Below are 16,320 nucleotides of genomic sequence, written 5' to 3'. Positions count from 1 at the left end.
GAGTAATAATAACATAAAACCTATGAAAAGAATTCTTTTTGTCCTGCTTTCCAGCTTTGCTGTATGGGCATGTACGGACGATTTTGTGGATGTGGATTCCTTTAACGAGGATTCCGAAAGCTTTTTCAACTCAGAAGAAGACTATCAAAGTGCGCTGATCGCAGCTTATGATTTGTTGCATTCCACCTATCTAAATGTGATGTTGGGGGAAATCGCCTCCGATAATACGTTGGCAGGAGGTGAAAGTGCAACAGACGTTCCTGGGATTCAAGAGGTAGATGATATGAGGCATACTCCTGTAAACCAACAATTAAGGGATATTTGGAGTTGGATGTTTGCTGGAGTCAATCGAGCCAATTACATATTGGAATTCAAGGATAAAACCGACTTTGCCAATAAGGATGCCGTGCTGGCTGAAGCCACCTTCCTTAGAGCCTATTATTACTTTGAATTGGTAAAATGGTTTGGTGATGTGCCGTTGGCTGTTGACAAACGCTTATTGTTTGGCGATCAAAATAGCATTGAGCGTACACCTTCTTCGGAAGTCTATGCCCAAATCGAGGCGGATTTGATTTTTGCAGCAGCTAACCTTCCACAGACCCAATCCCAAGTGGGCAGGGCCACAAAGGGAGCCGCCCAAGCACTATTGGGTAAAGCCTATTTGTTCCAAGGTAAATATCAAGAAGCTGCGACTGTTCTGGAAGAAGTTATAAACTCAGGAACTTATGAGCTTTTGGCTGATTACACAACCATGTTTGAAAATGATAATGAGAACAACATAGAATCAGTCTTTGAAGTACAGTACACCGATTTGGAAGGTGCCAGTTTTGATTGTTTACAGTGTAGTGAAGGAAATGTGGCTGTTGGATTTAACGGCATTCGAAACTACACGGGTCCGGAGTTTGAATCTGGTTTTAGCTTCAATATTCCCACCCAAGAGGTTTTCGATGCATTTGAAGCTGGGGATTTGCGCAGGGATGTGGCCATACTGGATATTGAAGCTTGGGCTACAGACAATGCAGGTGTATCTTATTTTGAGGGCTTTGAGCATACGGGATACTACAACAGAAAATACATCGCCCGCCAAGGAGATTTAAATACGGGTGATGCCAATTTGACCAACCCCAACAACTATAGGGCCATTCGGTTTGCCGATGTGTTGTTGATGGCCGCAGAAGCCCTTAATCGAGGAAATATTGATGATACAAGAGCGCTACAGTATCTAAATCAGGTAAGAAATAGAGCAGGTTTGGCCAATGTTGCTGATACAGGCGGGGCTTTAACAACAGCTATTTATCAAGAAAGAAGAGTAGAACTGGTTGGGGAAGGACATCACTTTTTTGATTTGGTCCGGACAGGTAGGGCATCAGCAGAGATTGATGGATTCCAGTCGGGAAAACATGAATTGTTTCCTATACCATCCATAGAAATAGAGTTAGCGGGTAATCGTTGGTCGCAAAACCCTGGGTATTAATAAAAACTAAACTTTGAGCAATGAAATATTTTAAACATCTATTGGTACTTTTTATAGTACTTGGCGTATTCAATTCTTGTGAAGAGGATGATGATCAGTCCTTCGCGTTTCAAGATATATCGGCACCAACCAACTTAAATGCCGTATTCGACATTGCAAACGATGATACTGGGACGGTCTCCGTAACACCAACAGGTGAAGGAGCATCAGTGTTTCAAGTTTTCTTTGGGGATGTCGAAAATGAGTCGGCTACAGAAGTCGCTCCAGGTGAAACCGTAAACCATGTTTATGGTGAAGGGGAATTCATCCTAAAAATTATTGGAGTTGGGGCTACAGGCCTAACCAGTGAGTTGAGCAGGGTAGTGAACATATCATTCACGCCACCAAGTGATTTGGCGGTGGATGTAACGGTTTCCACAACCAATTCTTTAGAAATTACAGTCGCACCAACCGCAAATAATGCAACCGTTTTTGATGTGTTCTTTGGAGATGTAGTAGATGAAGAGGCCACAACCATCATGAGTGGTGAAACAGTCAATCATATATATGCCGAAGCCGGTGCTTACGAAGTAAAAGTAATTGCTCGTGGAGTGGGAGCAGCTACGGTAGAATCAACCCAAACAGTGAATGTGCAAGAGCCTGTGACACTAACGGTCGAAGATTTGATCGGAACTTGGGTCATGGCGCCAGAAGCAGGTTCATTGGGCGTAGGTCCGGCACCAGGTGATACTAGCTGGTTTGCCATTGATGACCAAGGGGTTATTGACAGGGCTTGTTACTTTGATGATACATACACCTTCAATCAAGATGGTTCCTTTGTAAATGCTTTGGGTGCAGAATCTTGGATTGAAGGCTGGCAAGGAGGTTCTGAAGCTTGTGGTGCCCCGGTTGCTCCTCACGATGGATCCAATCCGGCAACGTATACCGTTGATGGTGTGGCAGGAACCGTTACCCTTACAGGTACGGGAGCCTACATAGGACTTCCTAAAGCAGTTAATGAAGGGGAACTTCCCAATGTGGCGGTTCCAGAATCCGTTACCTATTCAGTTTCGTTGGGGGATGATAATAATACCTTAAACGTGGTGATTGAATCTGGATCCGGGGTTTTCTGGCAATACAAATTGATCAAGAGTGTACCTCCAGTTTCCCTTGCCGGAACGTGGAGAATGGCACCTGAAGCGGGCTCCTTGGGCGTTGGCCCAGCTCCTGGGGATATCAGTTGGTTTGCCATTGATGATCAAGGAGTAATTGATAGGGCTTGTTATTTTGATGATACGTATGTCTTTGGTGACGATAATTCCTTTGCCAATGTTCTGGGAACTGAGTCATGGATTGAAGGTTGGCAAGGAGGAAGTGAAGCTTGTGGTGCACCTGTTGCTCCGCATGATGGCTCTGCTCCAGGCACCTATAGTTATGACGCTGGTGCAGGAACCTTGACCATTACGGGAGCCGGAAATTATTTAGGATTGCCAAAAGCGGTTAACGAGGGCGAATTGCCCAATGTAGCGGTTCCATCGTCCATAACCTATTTGGTAACCTTATCGGATAACAATAATACCATGAATGTGGTTATTGAATCCGGTTCGGGAGTGTTCTGGCAGTATAAATTGATCAAGGATGCACCTTCTCCATTGGAAGGCACTTGGAGGATGGCTTCAGAAGCAGGTTCCTTGGGTGTAGGTCCATCTCCTGGAGATACAAGTTGGTGGGCCATAGATGACCAAGGGGTAATTGATAGGGCTTGCTATTTTGATGACACTTATGTTTTTGGAGGAGATGGTTCTTTCACCAATGTTTTGGGTACAGATACATGGATTGAAGGCTGGCAGGGAGGTTCTGAAGCCTGCGGTACTCCTGTTGCACCGCATGATGGTACGGCGTCTGCAACCTTTGACTATGATTCTGGGGCTGGCACCCTTACCATTGATGGTACTGGTGCTTATCTAGGGCTTCCCAAGGCTGTAAATGCAGGTGAACTTCCCAATGTAGCCACTCCCGACTCCATTACATATAGCATAACCTTGTCCGATAATGATACTACTATGAACGTGGTCATCGAAGCTGGTGCAGGAGTATTCTGGCAATATAAATTGGTTAAAGACTAAAACCTTTAAGGATGAAAAACGTTAGATTATTGATAGTACTGACCTTGGCTATTTTGGCATTTGGTTGTCAGGAAGATGAGCCAGTGCTTAGCGCTATAATAGTTCCTTCAAATCTGTCAGTTTCAACAGATGTGAGCACCGATGGCTCAGGTATTGTGGTTTTCTCCGCAAGTGCCGACAATGCAATCACCTATACCTTCAAATTTAGTGATGGGGATGTGCAGGTATCTTCCAACGGTACGGTCACCAAAAGATTTACCCTGGTTGGTTTAAATACATATAACTATTCCGTTGTGGCCTACGGCACAGGAGGTGTCAGCTCCTCGGCCACCTATCAGGTTTCCGTAGAGAGTGATTTCTCAGATTTTGAGGCCATGGAATTGCTTACTGGGGGAGATGTGAACGATGATGGCGAAGTGGTGACTGCGTCTTCCAAAACATGGTATTTGGCGGCCGTAGAACCTGGACATTTGGGTGTTGGTGCTACCCTGGCGTTTTTACCCGATCAATTTTGGTTTCCTGCCTTCTTTTCGGCAAGTCCTTTTGAAAAATGTGATGAAGATATCAGCAGTTGTTTTTGTGATGATGAGTTGACTTTTAGTTTGAATTCCACGGGCAATCCATTGACCTATGAGCAGGACAACAAAGGGGCGACATTTTTTAATGTGGGTCATCAAGATGTTGTAGGAGGTGCTGCCGGTGAAGATGCTTGTTTTGATTTTGACACATCAGGAGTAAGCAGTGTTTCCTTGGCACCAACAACTGTAGACTGGTCACAGGTTCCAGACCCTGCCTTCAACTCAAGGGGAACGGTAATGAGCTTTACCAATGATGCCTTTATGGGATATTATATAAGTACCTCTTCCTATGAAATATTGGAAATAACCAACACCTCAATGCATGTGAGGGCCATTGACGGGAATGATTCCAATTTGGCATGGTACCTCAAATTTACTACTACCCCTGTAGATCAGCAAGGCGATAACGGGGGAGGTTCAGGTACAACCTTTGATAACTTAATTTGGTCTCAGGAATTTGATACGGATGGTGCACCTGACCCTGCGGTTTGGAATTATGATTTGGGTACCGGGGATAACGGATGGGGCAACGGAGAATCGCAATACTATACAGACCGACCTGAAAATATCATCATCGAAGATGGTGTTTTAAAGATCACAGCCCAAGCTGAAAGCTTCAATGGGAGTAACTACACTTCCTCAAGAATACAGACATATCAGAATTTTGAGTTTCAATATGGGCGTGTAGATGCCAGGGCAAAGCTTCCTACAGGAGGTGGGACTTGGCCAGCTATTTGGATGCTGGGGGCAGATTTTGAGACCAACATTTGGCCAGCAGCAGGAGAAATTGACATCATGGAACATGTAGGCAACAACCAGGATCAAGTACTTGGAAGTACGCATGATCCCATCAACTTTGCTGGCAACGCTAGAAGTGTGGAAACCACGGTAAGTGGTGCATCTGATGATTTTCATGTGTACAGCGTAATTTGGACAGATACTGAAATTACCTTTTTGGTGGATGACGTAGAGTTTGGTACCTTATCCAATGATGCCAATCGTCCATTTGATAAAGACTTTTTCTTGATTATGAATGTGGCCATGGGCGGAACCTTTGGCGGTGCCATAGATGCTGGATTTACATCATCCACTATGGAAGTGGATTACATAAGGGTATATCAATAAAAATTTTGCATTTGAAATTTTGGATTGTTTGTAAGGGGGCCGGCAGCAATGCTGGTCTCTTTATCCAATTTAAAATGATAATCCAACCCACACATTAAAACCAAAAAAATGGATTCCAACAGCGCTTCCCTGAAAATGAACAAATCCTACACCATACTAATAAGTCTTATTGTGGCCCTAGGAGGGTTTTTGTTGGGTTTTGATAGCGCCGTAATATCTGGGGCAGTCAAGGGCATTACGGTCTATTTTCAAATGACCGATGCCATGTTGGGATTTTCGGTTGGCTGCGTCATTTTCGGTGCCATGGCCGGAAATCTAATGGCTGGGCCGTTAGCAGATAGATTCGGAAGAAAAAAGGTGTTGATTTTTGTTGCGGCACTTTTTGCAATTTCGGCCACGTGGTCGGCATTGGCAACTGGATATGTGGAATTTATCATTGCCCGAATTATTGGAGGTGTCGGAATTGGAGGCGCCATTTTAATCGCTCCCATATACATCGCAGAAATTGCCCCTCCAAAATTAAGGGGTAGCCTTGTTTCCTTTAATCAATTGAATATTGTTATAGGAATCTCCGTCGCCTATTTTTCCAATTACTTTTTAGTGAATTATGGAGAGGAAAGTTGGAGGTGGATGTTGGGTGTGGAGGCCATTCCCGCACTAATATATTTTGGCTCCCTCTTTACGGTTCCACGCAGCCCAAGATGGTTGATTTTGAAGTTGAACAAAGTCAAGTTGGCCCGAAAAATTCTGCAAAAAATAGGGGGAGAGGAGTATGCGGAAATAACGGTGGCTGAAATCCAAAGAGGGTTGGAGAAAAAGGAAAAAAAAGGGCAATTATCCGATTTGCTCAAAAGCAAGTATGCCACCATAATGATTATTGCCTTGGGAATAGCATTTTTCCAACAGATAACTGGAATAAATGCCATTTTCTACTACGCACCAACAATTTTTGAGCAAGCGGGAGGTAGTACGGATTCCTCTTTTTTACAAGCCATAGTTGTGGGACTTACCAACCTGTTGTTTACCTTGGTGGCCATATGGTTGATAGACCGCTTGGGCCGCAAACCTCTATTGCTTATTGGAACGGGTTTCATGACCATTGCTTTGCTCATGGCAACCATGGCTTTTAATAGTGCCACCTACAATTTTACAGGGGATTCCCTGAATAAAATTAGTGACCCGGAAATCTATAGTGCTTTGCAAGTCATGGAAGGTGAATCCTATACAGGTCAAGGCGAACTTTTTGTGGCCGTAAATGAAAAATTGGACGATGATCAGTTTTTAAATTTCAAGAGAAACGAGATCACCAATTTTATCAACATTAATGCAACCTTAGTCCTGATTGCCATTCTAATGTACGTAGCAGCTTTTGCGATTTCTTTGGGACCCGTGATGTGGACCTTGATCTCAGAAATTTTTCCAAGTAAAATTAAGGGTATAGCTATATCCGTAGTTGGATTTTTTAATTCCTTGGTAAGCTTTTCAGTAACACAGATTTTCCCTTGGGAACTTTCCAATTTAGGGCCTACGGCAACTTTTTTCATATACGCTTTGCTGTCGTTTATGGCTTTCTTCTTTGTATATAAGTATGTTGTTGAAACAAAGGGAAAAACACTGGAAGAAGTAGAACAGTCTTTGATAAGGACTTAAAATCTGAAGAAAAATAATAATGATTCAAGAATTGATAATGCAGGAAAGTAAAGAGAATGGCACCCAGGAAATGGAACAGATTAAAATAGGGAATGACCACTATTTTAAAATTTCCAACAGCGACGAACTGCGTCCTTTCTTTATGAGTATTGTGAGCGACTCCGACCATTGGATGTTCATTTCAAGCAACGGTGGACTGACCGCGGGGCGAAAAAATGCCGAATATTCCCTCTTTCCATATTATACGGATGATAAGATTACAGAATCGATTGAAACAACTGGAGCCAAAACAATTTTTCGTGTGCTTAGGGGTAAGGAAGTGCATCTGTGGGAACCTTTTTCAGACCGCTTGGAAGGTATTTACAAGATTAGCAGAAATCTCTATAAAAGTGTTTATGGGAACAAAATTCTTTTTGAGGAGATCAACCATGATCTGGAATTGACATTTAGATACCAATGGAGTTCGAGTGACACCTTTGGATTTGTTAGGCATTGTACTTTGTTCAACGATGGATATAAGGCTGTAAGCCTATCTGTTCTGGACGGGTTGCAAAACTTGTTGCCCTACGGGGTGGGAAGTGACCTTCAAAACCGACAGAGTAATTTGGTGGATGCCTACAAAAGAAGTGAACTTGACACGAAATCCGGTCTGGGAATTTATGCCCTAAGTGCCATAATTGTGGATAAAGCAGAACCCAGTGAAGCCTTAAAAGCCAACATAGTATGGTCTTTGGGACTTGAAAACACTGGGTATTTACTGTCAGCCTTGCAAATATCCAACTTCAGAAAAGGGATTCCACTTCAACCAGAGTTGGACATAAAAGCTGAAAAAGGGGCTTATTTGGTACATACAACGCTTACATTACTTCCAAAAGAGGATAAAAAATGGATGATTGTGGCCAATGTCAACCAAAACCACTCGTCCATTGTTGAGATTTCCAATAAAATACTACAAAACTCTCAGCTACAGCAAAAGGTTGAGGAGGATATTGAGTTGGGTACAAATCGATTGATCCAGTTGGCGGCTGCCTCAGATGGACTGCAAAAGACAGCCGATGAACTTAGGGATACCCGGCATTTTGCCAATACCCTTTTCAATATTATGCGCGGAGGAATTTTTGATGACAACTATGCTATAGAAAAGTGGGATTTCACCAAATATATTTCCAAAGCGAACAAGCAGGTTTATAGGAATTCTGAAGAACTGATTCAAGAGCTGCCAGAAGTGTTTTCCCTTTCGTCTTTAAAGGATTTGGCAGATAAAAGTGGGGACAGGGACTTTAAAAGGCTTTGTTTGGAATACATGCCCTTAACGTTTAGTAGAAGGCACGGAGATCCCAGTAGACCATGGAACAAGTTTTCCATTAATACCAGGAATGAAAATGACGGTTCCAAGATTTTGGATTATGAGGGAAATTGGCGCGATATTTTCCAAAACTGGGAAGCCCTTGCTCATTCCTACCCAGAATTTATTGAGAGTATGATCAATAAATTTCTAAATGCCAGCACTTTTGATGGCTATAACCCATATAGGGTTACCAAGGACGGCTTTGATTGGGAAATAATTGAACCCGATGATCCGTGGTCCTACATTGGTTATTGGGGAGACCATCAGATTATTTATCTGCTTAAGTTTTTGGAATTTATGCAGGATCATTTCCCAGGGAAGATGGAAGCGTATTTTACCCAAGAACAGTTTGTTTATGCCAATGTTCCCTATAAAATCAAAAGCTATGATGATATTCTAAAAAACCCGAAAGATACCATTGCCTTTGATCACAAACTTGACACTCAAATTCGAAATCAAAGGGATGGGATGGGAGCCGATGGAGCACTGATACAAGAAAAGAACGGTGACATTCACAGGGTAAATTTCATGGAGAAGATTTTGGCCACCGTGTTGTCCAAAATGTCAAACTTTATTCCAGAAGCAGGCATTTGGATGAATACGCAGCGCCCAGAATGGAACGATGCCAATAATGCGCTGGTGGGTAATGGGGTTTCCATGGTCACGCTATATTATTTAAGAAGATTTTTGAGTTTCTTCCAGAAGGTATTGGATGCTTCCAATACCAAAGAAATTGACATATCTGATGAGCTAGTGGGACTTTTCACTGGTATTTGGGATACCTTGGAAACACATAAGGGCGTTTTAGGGGATACAATTGGTGATAAGGTCAGAAGACAAATAATGGATAGTCTTGGAAACTCTGGAAGTGATTTTAGAGAACACATTTATCAAAATTCGTTTTCTGGAGCGAAACGTACGGTTTCAATACAAGATCTGCAGCAATTTATTGATTTGGGAATTCAATTTCTGGAGCATTCCATACAAGCTAACAGAAGGGCGGATAATCTATATCACGCGTACAATCTGATTACTCTTGACGGGACTGAAGCAGTTTCCATCTCTAATTTGAGCGAAATGTTGGAAGGACAGGTGGCGGTTTTGAGTTCTGGTCATTTATCTTCCAGAGAAGCACTTTCCGTTTTGGATAGTCTAAAAAATAGTAAACTGTTCAGGGAAGACCAATTTAGTTACTTGTTGTATCCAAATAAGGAGTTGCCGCTATTTTCTGAAAAAAACAATATTCCAGAGGAGGCTGTTCTTGCATCAAAGCTACTTTCAAAACTAATAAAAGATGACAATTCCCTAATTATTGGGAAAGATGCTGGGGGAGATTATCATTTTAATGGAAATTTCAAGAATGCGGGTGACCTGGAAATGGCTTTGGACCAACTTGCCCAATCACAATATGCTCAATTGATATCAACCGACAAGGAGCATGTACTTCAAATTTTTGAGGATGTATTTGACCATAAGGCATTCACGGGAAGGTCAGGAACTTTTTATGGATATGAAGGATTGGGTTCAATTTACTGGCACATGGTTTCCAAACTCTTACTGGCTGTTCAGGAATGTTGTATAAAGGCTGTTGAAGAAGGAGAAAGTGCTGAGGTAATAGGAAGATTATTGGAGCATTTTTATGAAATCAATGAAGGTATAGGAGTACACAAACCACCTTCCTTGTATGGAGCGTTTCCAACCGATCCATATTCCCATACTCCTGCCGGTAAAGGAGCACAACAACCGGGGATGACTGGTCAAGTGAAAGAAGATATAATAAGTAGATTTGGCGAACTTGGGGTTTATGTCCTAGAGGGAAAACTCCATTTTAGACCTTGTTTGCTGCGCAAAAACGAATTTCTGAATGCATCCCAGATCTTTGAATATAATGCGGTTGATGGAACTTCCAGACAGCTTGAATTGGAGAGTGGATCACTATGTTTCACTTATTGCCAAATCCCGGTTGTGTATGAACTGGCGGAAGAAGAAAGTTTGCAAGTGATTTATAAAGGTCAACATGCGATGCACTTTGACAGTTCCAATTTAGATGTGGAAACAAGCGGGAAAATATTCCAAAGAACAGGAGAGGTCGATATTATCCGCGTAAGGATCAGTCCAAAAAACTTAAGATGAGACCCTCTCCGAAACTAGCATATATAATCACAATATTAATCCTATGTGTTGGATGTATGGGCAAAACAAACTATAGTAAAGAGAATCAATCCCAACAGCGTTTTCATTTGACTGCCAAGGATATTTTGGGGAATCCAGATTACTTGGCAATTTCCTATGGGGGTTATAGAGAGATCACACGCGAAGTGCAACCTACCATTCAAGAATTAAAGGAAGACATGAAGATTCTAAATGCCATGGGAATCAAAATTGTTAGAACCTATAATGTTCAGTTCCAGCAGGCTTCTAATTTGCTGGAAGCCATACGTGAGCTTGGGCAGGAAGATCCCCTATTTGAAATGTACGTCATGTTGGGCGCATGGATTGATTGCAAAAACGCATGGACAGAACTGGAGCCAGACCATACAGTTGAAAGCGAGAAAAACGAAGCAGAGATTGCAAGGGCGGTGGCATTGGCCAACGCCTATCCTGAAATTGTAAAGGTTTTGGCGGTAGGTAACGAAGCTATGGTGAAATGGGCCACCAGTTATTATGTGCAGCCAGGTGTAATCCTTAAGTGGGTAAAACACCTTCAAGAACTGAAAAAAAATGGAAAGCTGCCCAAAGATCTTTGGATAACAAGCTCTGATAATTTTGCGTCATGGGGAGGCGGTAGTGCAGATTACCATGTTCCGGATTTGGAAAAGTTATGGAAAGCAGTGGACTATGTATCCATGCACACCTATCCAATGCACGACACCCATTACAATCCTAGTTTTTGGGGATTGGATGAGGACGAGGAAGGTTTGTCCAAATCAAAAAAAATAGAAGCCGCCATGAAGCGGGCCTTGGAATATGCCATATCCCAATTTGACAGCGTATCAAACTACATGAAATCTTTGGGTATCCAAAAGCCAATTCACATTGGTGAAACCGGGTGGGCAACGGTTTCCAATGGCCATTACGGTCCTGAAGGATCCAAAGCCACCGATGAATATAAGGAAGCAATCTACCACAATCTCATGAGGGATTGGACCAATAAAAATAACATATCATGCTTCTACTTTGAGGCATTTGATGAGCGATGGAAAGATGCAAAAAACCAAAACGGTTCTGAGAATCACTTTGGTCTTTTCACTATTGATGGAAATGCAAAATATGTATTGTGGCAGCTGGTTGAAGATGGGGTATTCGAAGGGTTGACCCGAAATGGCAACCCTATTCAAAAAACGTATAATGGCAATAAGGAGGCGTTGTTGGAGGATGTTACCGTCCCGTCGTTGCGAAAGACCTCAATAGCAAATTAAAAGTTGAAATGTACAAAAGAATATGGGGCATTGGTTTAGTACTTTTCATGTTGGCTTGTCAAAGTCAACATCAGGAAGGAATTGCTGTTTCCGGCCGTGATATTCTTGTTGAAGGCAAAAAATATTGGATAAAGGGCATCTGTTATCATCCCGTACCCCAAGGAAGTGTGCAAAGGAGTTTTGACTCATTGGACATGGATTTGAAGCTGATGACCGAGGCGGGGATCAATACCATAAGGGTCTATGAGCCTATAGATGACCTGGCGGTACTGGATGCCATCCATGAAGCTGGAATAATGATTATTATTGGATTTGGGTACGATCAAGAAGGTAAATATGACATCGCCTCAGGGACATTTATGAATTATGTCGAGACCTATAAAGATCACGAGGCCATACTAATGTGGGAGTTGGGCAATGAATACAATTACCATCCCAATTGGTTTGAGGGAGATATTGGTAATTGGTACCGAGTGTTAAACAATGCAGCCGATGCTATCCATAAATTGGATAACACCCGCCCGGTAACTACTGCCCATGGCGAATTACCCAACGACCAAGCGTTGATTGCATGTCCTAGTATAGATGTTTGGGGAATGAACGTATACCGATGGGATGATCCGGAAACTGTATTTGAACAATGGAAAGCTGTAAGTGACAAACCTATGTATTTGTCTGAGGCTGGAGGAGATAGTTATATGACCATTTCCAAAGATGGTTATGATAAGGGGGTCAATCAAAAAGCCCAAGCTGATGCCAATGCAAAAATTTTGGAGACGGTCTTCAACAACCAGGACATTTGTGCAGGAGTTACTCTTTTCTCGTTTACTGATGGTTGGTGGAAAGCGGGAAATCCACTTACGCAGGACCCCGGGGGTTGGGCTCCCAACAGTAGTGGAGTACCCTATGATGGTACGCCAAATGAGGAATACTGGGGAATTGTTGACATAGAAAGGAACAAAAAACTCGCCTTTGAAGTGGTGAAACGCATATATAACTGACATCCTAATGCGGGATGAGCCGGTACAGATTAACCAAACAACCAATTAAAAGATAAATTATGGATAATACAGAACAAGCAAGTTTAGGAAAAGTCCCTTTTGCAGATAAAGTGGCTTTTGGAATTGGGATGTTGGCCAATCAAATGTTTCCGGCAATTTTGGGCATATTCATGGTGGTTTTGGTCCAGGATTTGGGTTTCCCTGGATGGATGTGGGGCGTCTTATTTTTTCTTCCCAGAATCTTTGATTCCATCACTGACCCTATCATGGGATTCATTTCAGATAATACAAAGTCAAGATGGGGTAGACGCAGACAATATGTATTCATAGGGGCACTTATCATGGGTATATCCTTTGTGATCATGTGGCAACTATACCGAGAAAATGGGATAGATTATAATTTCAACTATTTCTTGATTTGGTCCTTTGTGTTCTATCTGGGACTGACCATTTTCAGCGTTCCTTATGTTGCCATGGGCTATGAAATGAGCAATGACTTTCACGAACGAACAGATATCATGGCGGTGGCTCAATGGATTGGGCAATGGGCCTGGGTAATTGCACCCTGGTTTTGGGTTGTAATGTACGATCAAGGTTGGTTTGAATCGGCGGATGTGGCCACGCGGGAACTGGCTATATGGGTTGGAATAGCATGTATGATCTTCGCCATGGTTCCAGCAATATTTCTAAAAAGTGAATCTACCGTGAACAAGGACTATGCTCCACTTACCCTCAAAAATATGGGTGGTAGTCTAATGGAAATTTTGGATGGATTTAAAGAAGCATTCAAGTCGAGACCTTTTAGAAAGCTCTGTATCGCAACCTTTTTAATCTATAATACTTTTTATACCATAGCAAGCTTCTCCTTTTTTATTGTGGTCTATTACCTGTTTAATGGAGATGCCGGAGCGGCCGGGGTCTGGCCAACGCTGTTTGGCAGTATTGGTGCTTTGGTCACGACCTTTTTGGTCATTCCCATTGTAGCTAGGATGTCCAAGAAAATGGGGAAGAAAAAAGCCTTTATTGTTTCTCAGGCGATTTCCGTTTTGGGATACATTATGTTGTGGTTCCTATTTATTCCGGGGAAGCCTTACATGTTCATTTTTGCATTGCCTTTTTTCTCGTTTGGGATAGGAAGTTTGTTTACGCTGATGATGTCCATGACTGCTGATGTTATTGATTTGGATGAGTTGAATACAGGACTGCGGAGAGAGGGCATTTTTGGGGCCATTTATTGGTGGATGGTGAAATTTGGGTTTGCCATTGCGGGTCTGTTGACCGGAACAATCATGACCTTGGTAGGATTTGACCCCGAAGCAGGTACCCAACCGGAAGGCGCAATCACCGGCTTAAGGGCATTTTATTCCGGATTCCCCATTTTGGGAACCTTGGCAGCTATCTATGTGATGAGAAATTACAGTGTTACAGAAGAACGGGCTGCAGAAATACGAAAGGCACTGGATGAACGCAAGGAAAACTAAAAGGAAAGGGGAACAAACGTATCAATTTACAGGTTACAATGTCATCAGGAAGAAAAGAAAAGCATTTGGCCCTGGCGGCCATGGACTATAAGGGCAGGTCAAAAAGGCAATTGAAGAAATTATGCAGACAGATTCTTGAGAATGGTATGCACGGTCTTTGTTTTAGTCCCTATTTGGAAAATCAGCAACCTGGAGACCAGATTTCCGAGGAGCAGATCCACCGCCGCATGAAGATTATTAAACCATATACCAAATGGATTCGATCCTTCTCTTGCACAGATGGGAATGAGACCATACCAAGAATTGCCAAAGAATATGGCATAAAGACCATGGTAGGTGCTTGGTTGGGTAATGACTTAGAAGTCAACGAAAGGGAAATTGCCGGACTCATTAAGTTGGCCAACGAAGGCTATGTGGATGTTGCTGCTGTAGGCAATGAGGTGTTGTATCGGGGAGATTTAAATGAAGACGACTTGTTAACCTATATTAATGAGGCAAAGGATGCAATTTCTAATGTGCCAGTAGGTTATGTGGATGCCTATTACGAATTTGTGGATCATCCCCGGATTACGGATGCCTGCGATATCATCCTAGCCAATTGTTACCCATTTTGGGAAGGCTGTGATATGGACTACTCCCTGCTGTATATGAAAGATATGTTCCAACGTGCAGTCAAGGCGGCCAATGGTAAAAAAGTTATTATTTCCGAAACTGGTTGGCCTAGCCAGGGAACCAATTTGGAAGGGGCATTTCCCTCCTTTGAAAATTTCATGAAGTATTTTATGAATACCCAAAAATGGTCCATGGAAGAAGATATTGAAATATTCTATTTCTCTTCTTTTGATGAGTCATGGAAAGTAGGAGCCGAGGGAGATGTTGGAGCCTATTGGGGCTTGTGGGACAAAGATGAAAAATTAAAATTCTAGTCGTTCCAAATCTGAACAAGGCTCGCTGAATCCATTTTTTAAAGGAGGATTTATAACTAGATGTCCTTACTATTGGATTTTTCTTACTTTTTTCTATCTGCGCCAAAATTCCTTTTTCACTGCCAAAGCTAGATGAATTAGGGCTGTAACGCTACATTACCTAGGACTCTGATACTGTTTGACATGTAATATGTGTTAACGTACACATTTTTTCTTATATTGCATGCGAACCTTGACTTTGGAGCAAGAATTCTTGCACTAAATCAACCAAAAAAAGAAACGTGTTCCAGAAGATAATTCATGGAAATTGGGAACAACAATAGCTCCACAGTGGTTATTGATGTCTCCATTAGTGCCTTCGGTCTAATTATTTCCGTCTTCTTTTATCAATTAATTAAATTTTAAATGGAAATAGGAAAAATGGGTTTTAGAATCCTTTTGGTTATTGTGTCAATTTCGGTGGCTTTACCGCTTTCGGCACAAACCAAGACCAAAGCTTCAAAAACTGTCAAAGTGCTTTCCTTCAACGTCTTTGGAGGTAGAACCACAAAAGGGGATTTGAATTTTGAAGTTGTTGCGAAGGTAATTCGGGATGTGAACCCAGATTTGGTTGCCTTGCAGGAGGTAGATTATAATGTTAATCGATCTAGAAAGGTGGATTTGGCTACCGAGTTGGGCTGGCGGACCAAGCTCATACCCATCTTTGCCCGTGCAATGTACTATGATGGAGGAGAATATGGGGAAGGAGTATTGTCAAGATATTCTTTCTTGACAACCCGGAGCGTTCCTCTTCCGAATATTGAAGGACAGGAACCTCGCACAGCTTTGGAAGTGGTTGTTGAGTTGCCATCGAGGGATACCATAGCTTTTGTGGGCACCCATTTTGCTCATGAAGGACCAGCTGGAAGGGAACTTCAAGCCAAGGCATTGAATGAAGTTTTTACTAGAAATAAGTACCCGACCATTTTGGCCGGAGATCTAAATGCAAGACCAGGAAGCAAAACCATAACAATTTTGGAAGAGTTTTGGGAACCTACCTATAACAGGGAAAACCCAGAGCCTACTTCTCCTTCGCATGATCCCAAATCAAAGATTGATTATATCATGTTTTACCCTAAAAATAAATGGAGGGTAGTGGACAAGGAAATAATTGTGGATACCTACGCTTCGGATCACTGCGCGTATTTGGTGACCTTGGAACTTTTAGATTGAT

Annotated in this window: 10 protein-coding genes; all 10 read left to right on the top strand. The window is 42.3% G+C overall.

What is annotated here, in order from left to right; all coding sequences use genetic code 11:
* Nucleotides 1–22 precede the first annotated feature (22 nt).
* Nucleotides 23–1,474, top strand: a complete 1,452-nt coding sequence (locus tag ACRHOZ_RS02765) for a RagB/SusD family nutrient uptake outer membrane protein (protein WP_431122110.1) — start codon at nt 23–25, stop codon at nt 1,472–1,474.
* A 20-nt stretch (nt 1,475–1,494) separates the two neighbouring features.
* The gene (locus ACRHOZ_RS02760) at nt 1,495–3,579 is read left to right on the top strand and encodes a hypothetical protein (protein WP_431122108.1); all 2,085 of its coding nucleotides are present in this window, start codon (nt 1,495–1,497) and stop codon (nt 3,577–3,579) included.
* Nucleotides 3,580–3,590: 11 nt separating this feature from the next.
* Nucleotides 3,591–5,282: a family 16 glycosylhydrolase gene (locus ACRHOZ_RS02755; RefSeq protein WP_431122106.1), complete on the top strand. Its 1,692-nt coding sequence runs from the start codon at nt 3,591–3,593 to the stop codon at nt 5,280–5,282.
* A 108-nt stretch (nt 5,283–5,390) separates the two neighbouring features.
* Nucleotides 5,391–6,932 (top strand): sugar porter family MFS transporter, encoded by a 1,542-nt coding sequence (locus tag ACRHOZ_RS02750; RefSeq protein ID WP_431122104.1) that lies wholly within the window; start codon nt 5,391–5,393, stop codon nt 6,930–6,932.
* A gap of 37 nt (nt 6,933–6,969) precedes the next feature.
* Complete coding sequence (locus ACRHOZ_RS02745) at nt 6,970–10,413, top strand: hypothetical protein (RefSeq protein ID WP_431122102.1); 3,444 nt, start codon at nt 6,970–6,972, stop codon at nt 10,411–10,413.
* Between the two features lie 56 nt (nt 10,414–10,469).
* Nucleotides 10,470–11,699, top strand: coding sequence for a glycosyl hydrolase family 17 protein (locus ACRHOZ_RS02740; RefSeq protein WP_431122099.1), 1,230 nt, complete (start codon nt 10,470–10,472; stop codon nt 11,697–11,699).
* An 8-nt stretch (nt 11,700–11,707) separates the two neighbouring features.
* Nucleotides 11,708–12,700, top strand: a complete 993-nt coding sequence (locus ACRHOZ_RS02735) for a glycoside hydrolase family 2 TIM barrel-domain containing protein (protein WP_431122097.1) — start codon at nt 11,708–11,710, stop codon at nt 12,698–12,700.
* Between the two features lie 59 nt (nt 12,701–12,759).
* Nucleotides 12,760–14,181: an MFS transporter gene (locus ACRHOZ_RS02730; protein ID WP_431122094.1), complete on the top strand. Its 1,422-nt coding sequence runs from the start codon at nt 12,760–12,762 to the stop codon at nt 14,179–14,181.
* A gap of 38 nt (nt 14,182–14,219) precedes the next feature.
* Complete coding sequence (locus ACRHOZ_RS02725) at nt 14,220–15,107, top strand: glycosyl hydrolase family 17 protein (RefSeq protein ID WP_431122092.1); 888 nt, start codon at nt 14,220–14,222, stop codon at nt 15,105–15,107.
* A 405-nt stretch (nt 15,108–15,512) separates the two neighbouring features.
* Nucleotides 15,513–16,319: an endonuclease/exonuclease/phosphatase family protein gene (locus ACRHOZ_RS02720; RefSeq protein WP_431122090.1), complete on the top strand. Its 807-nt coding sequence runs from the start codon at nt 15,513–15,515 to the stop codon at nt 16,317–16,319.
* Nucleotide 16,320: the final 1 nt, after the last annotated feature.

Source organism: Flagellimonas flava, from assembly GCF_050617915.1.
Lineage (GTDB): Bacteria > Bacteroidota > Bacteroidia > Flavobacteriales > Flavobacteriaceae > Flagellimonas > Flagellimonas flava_A.
The sequence above is the reverse complement of the archived record's forward strand: the minus strand, read 5'-3'. Positions and strand labels throughout refer to the sequence as shown.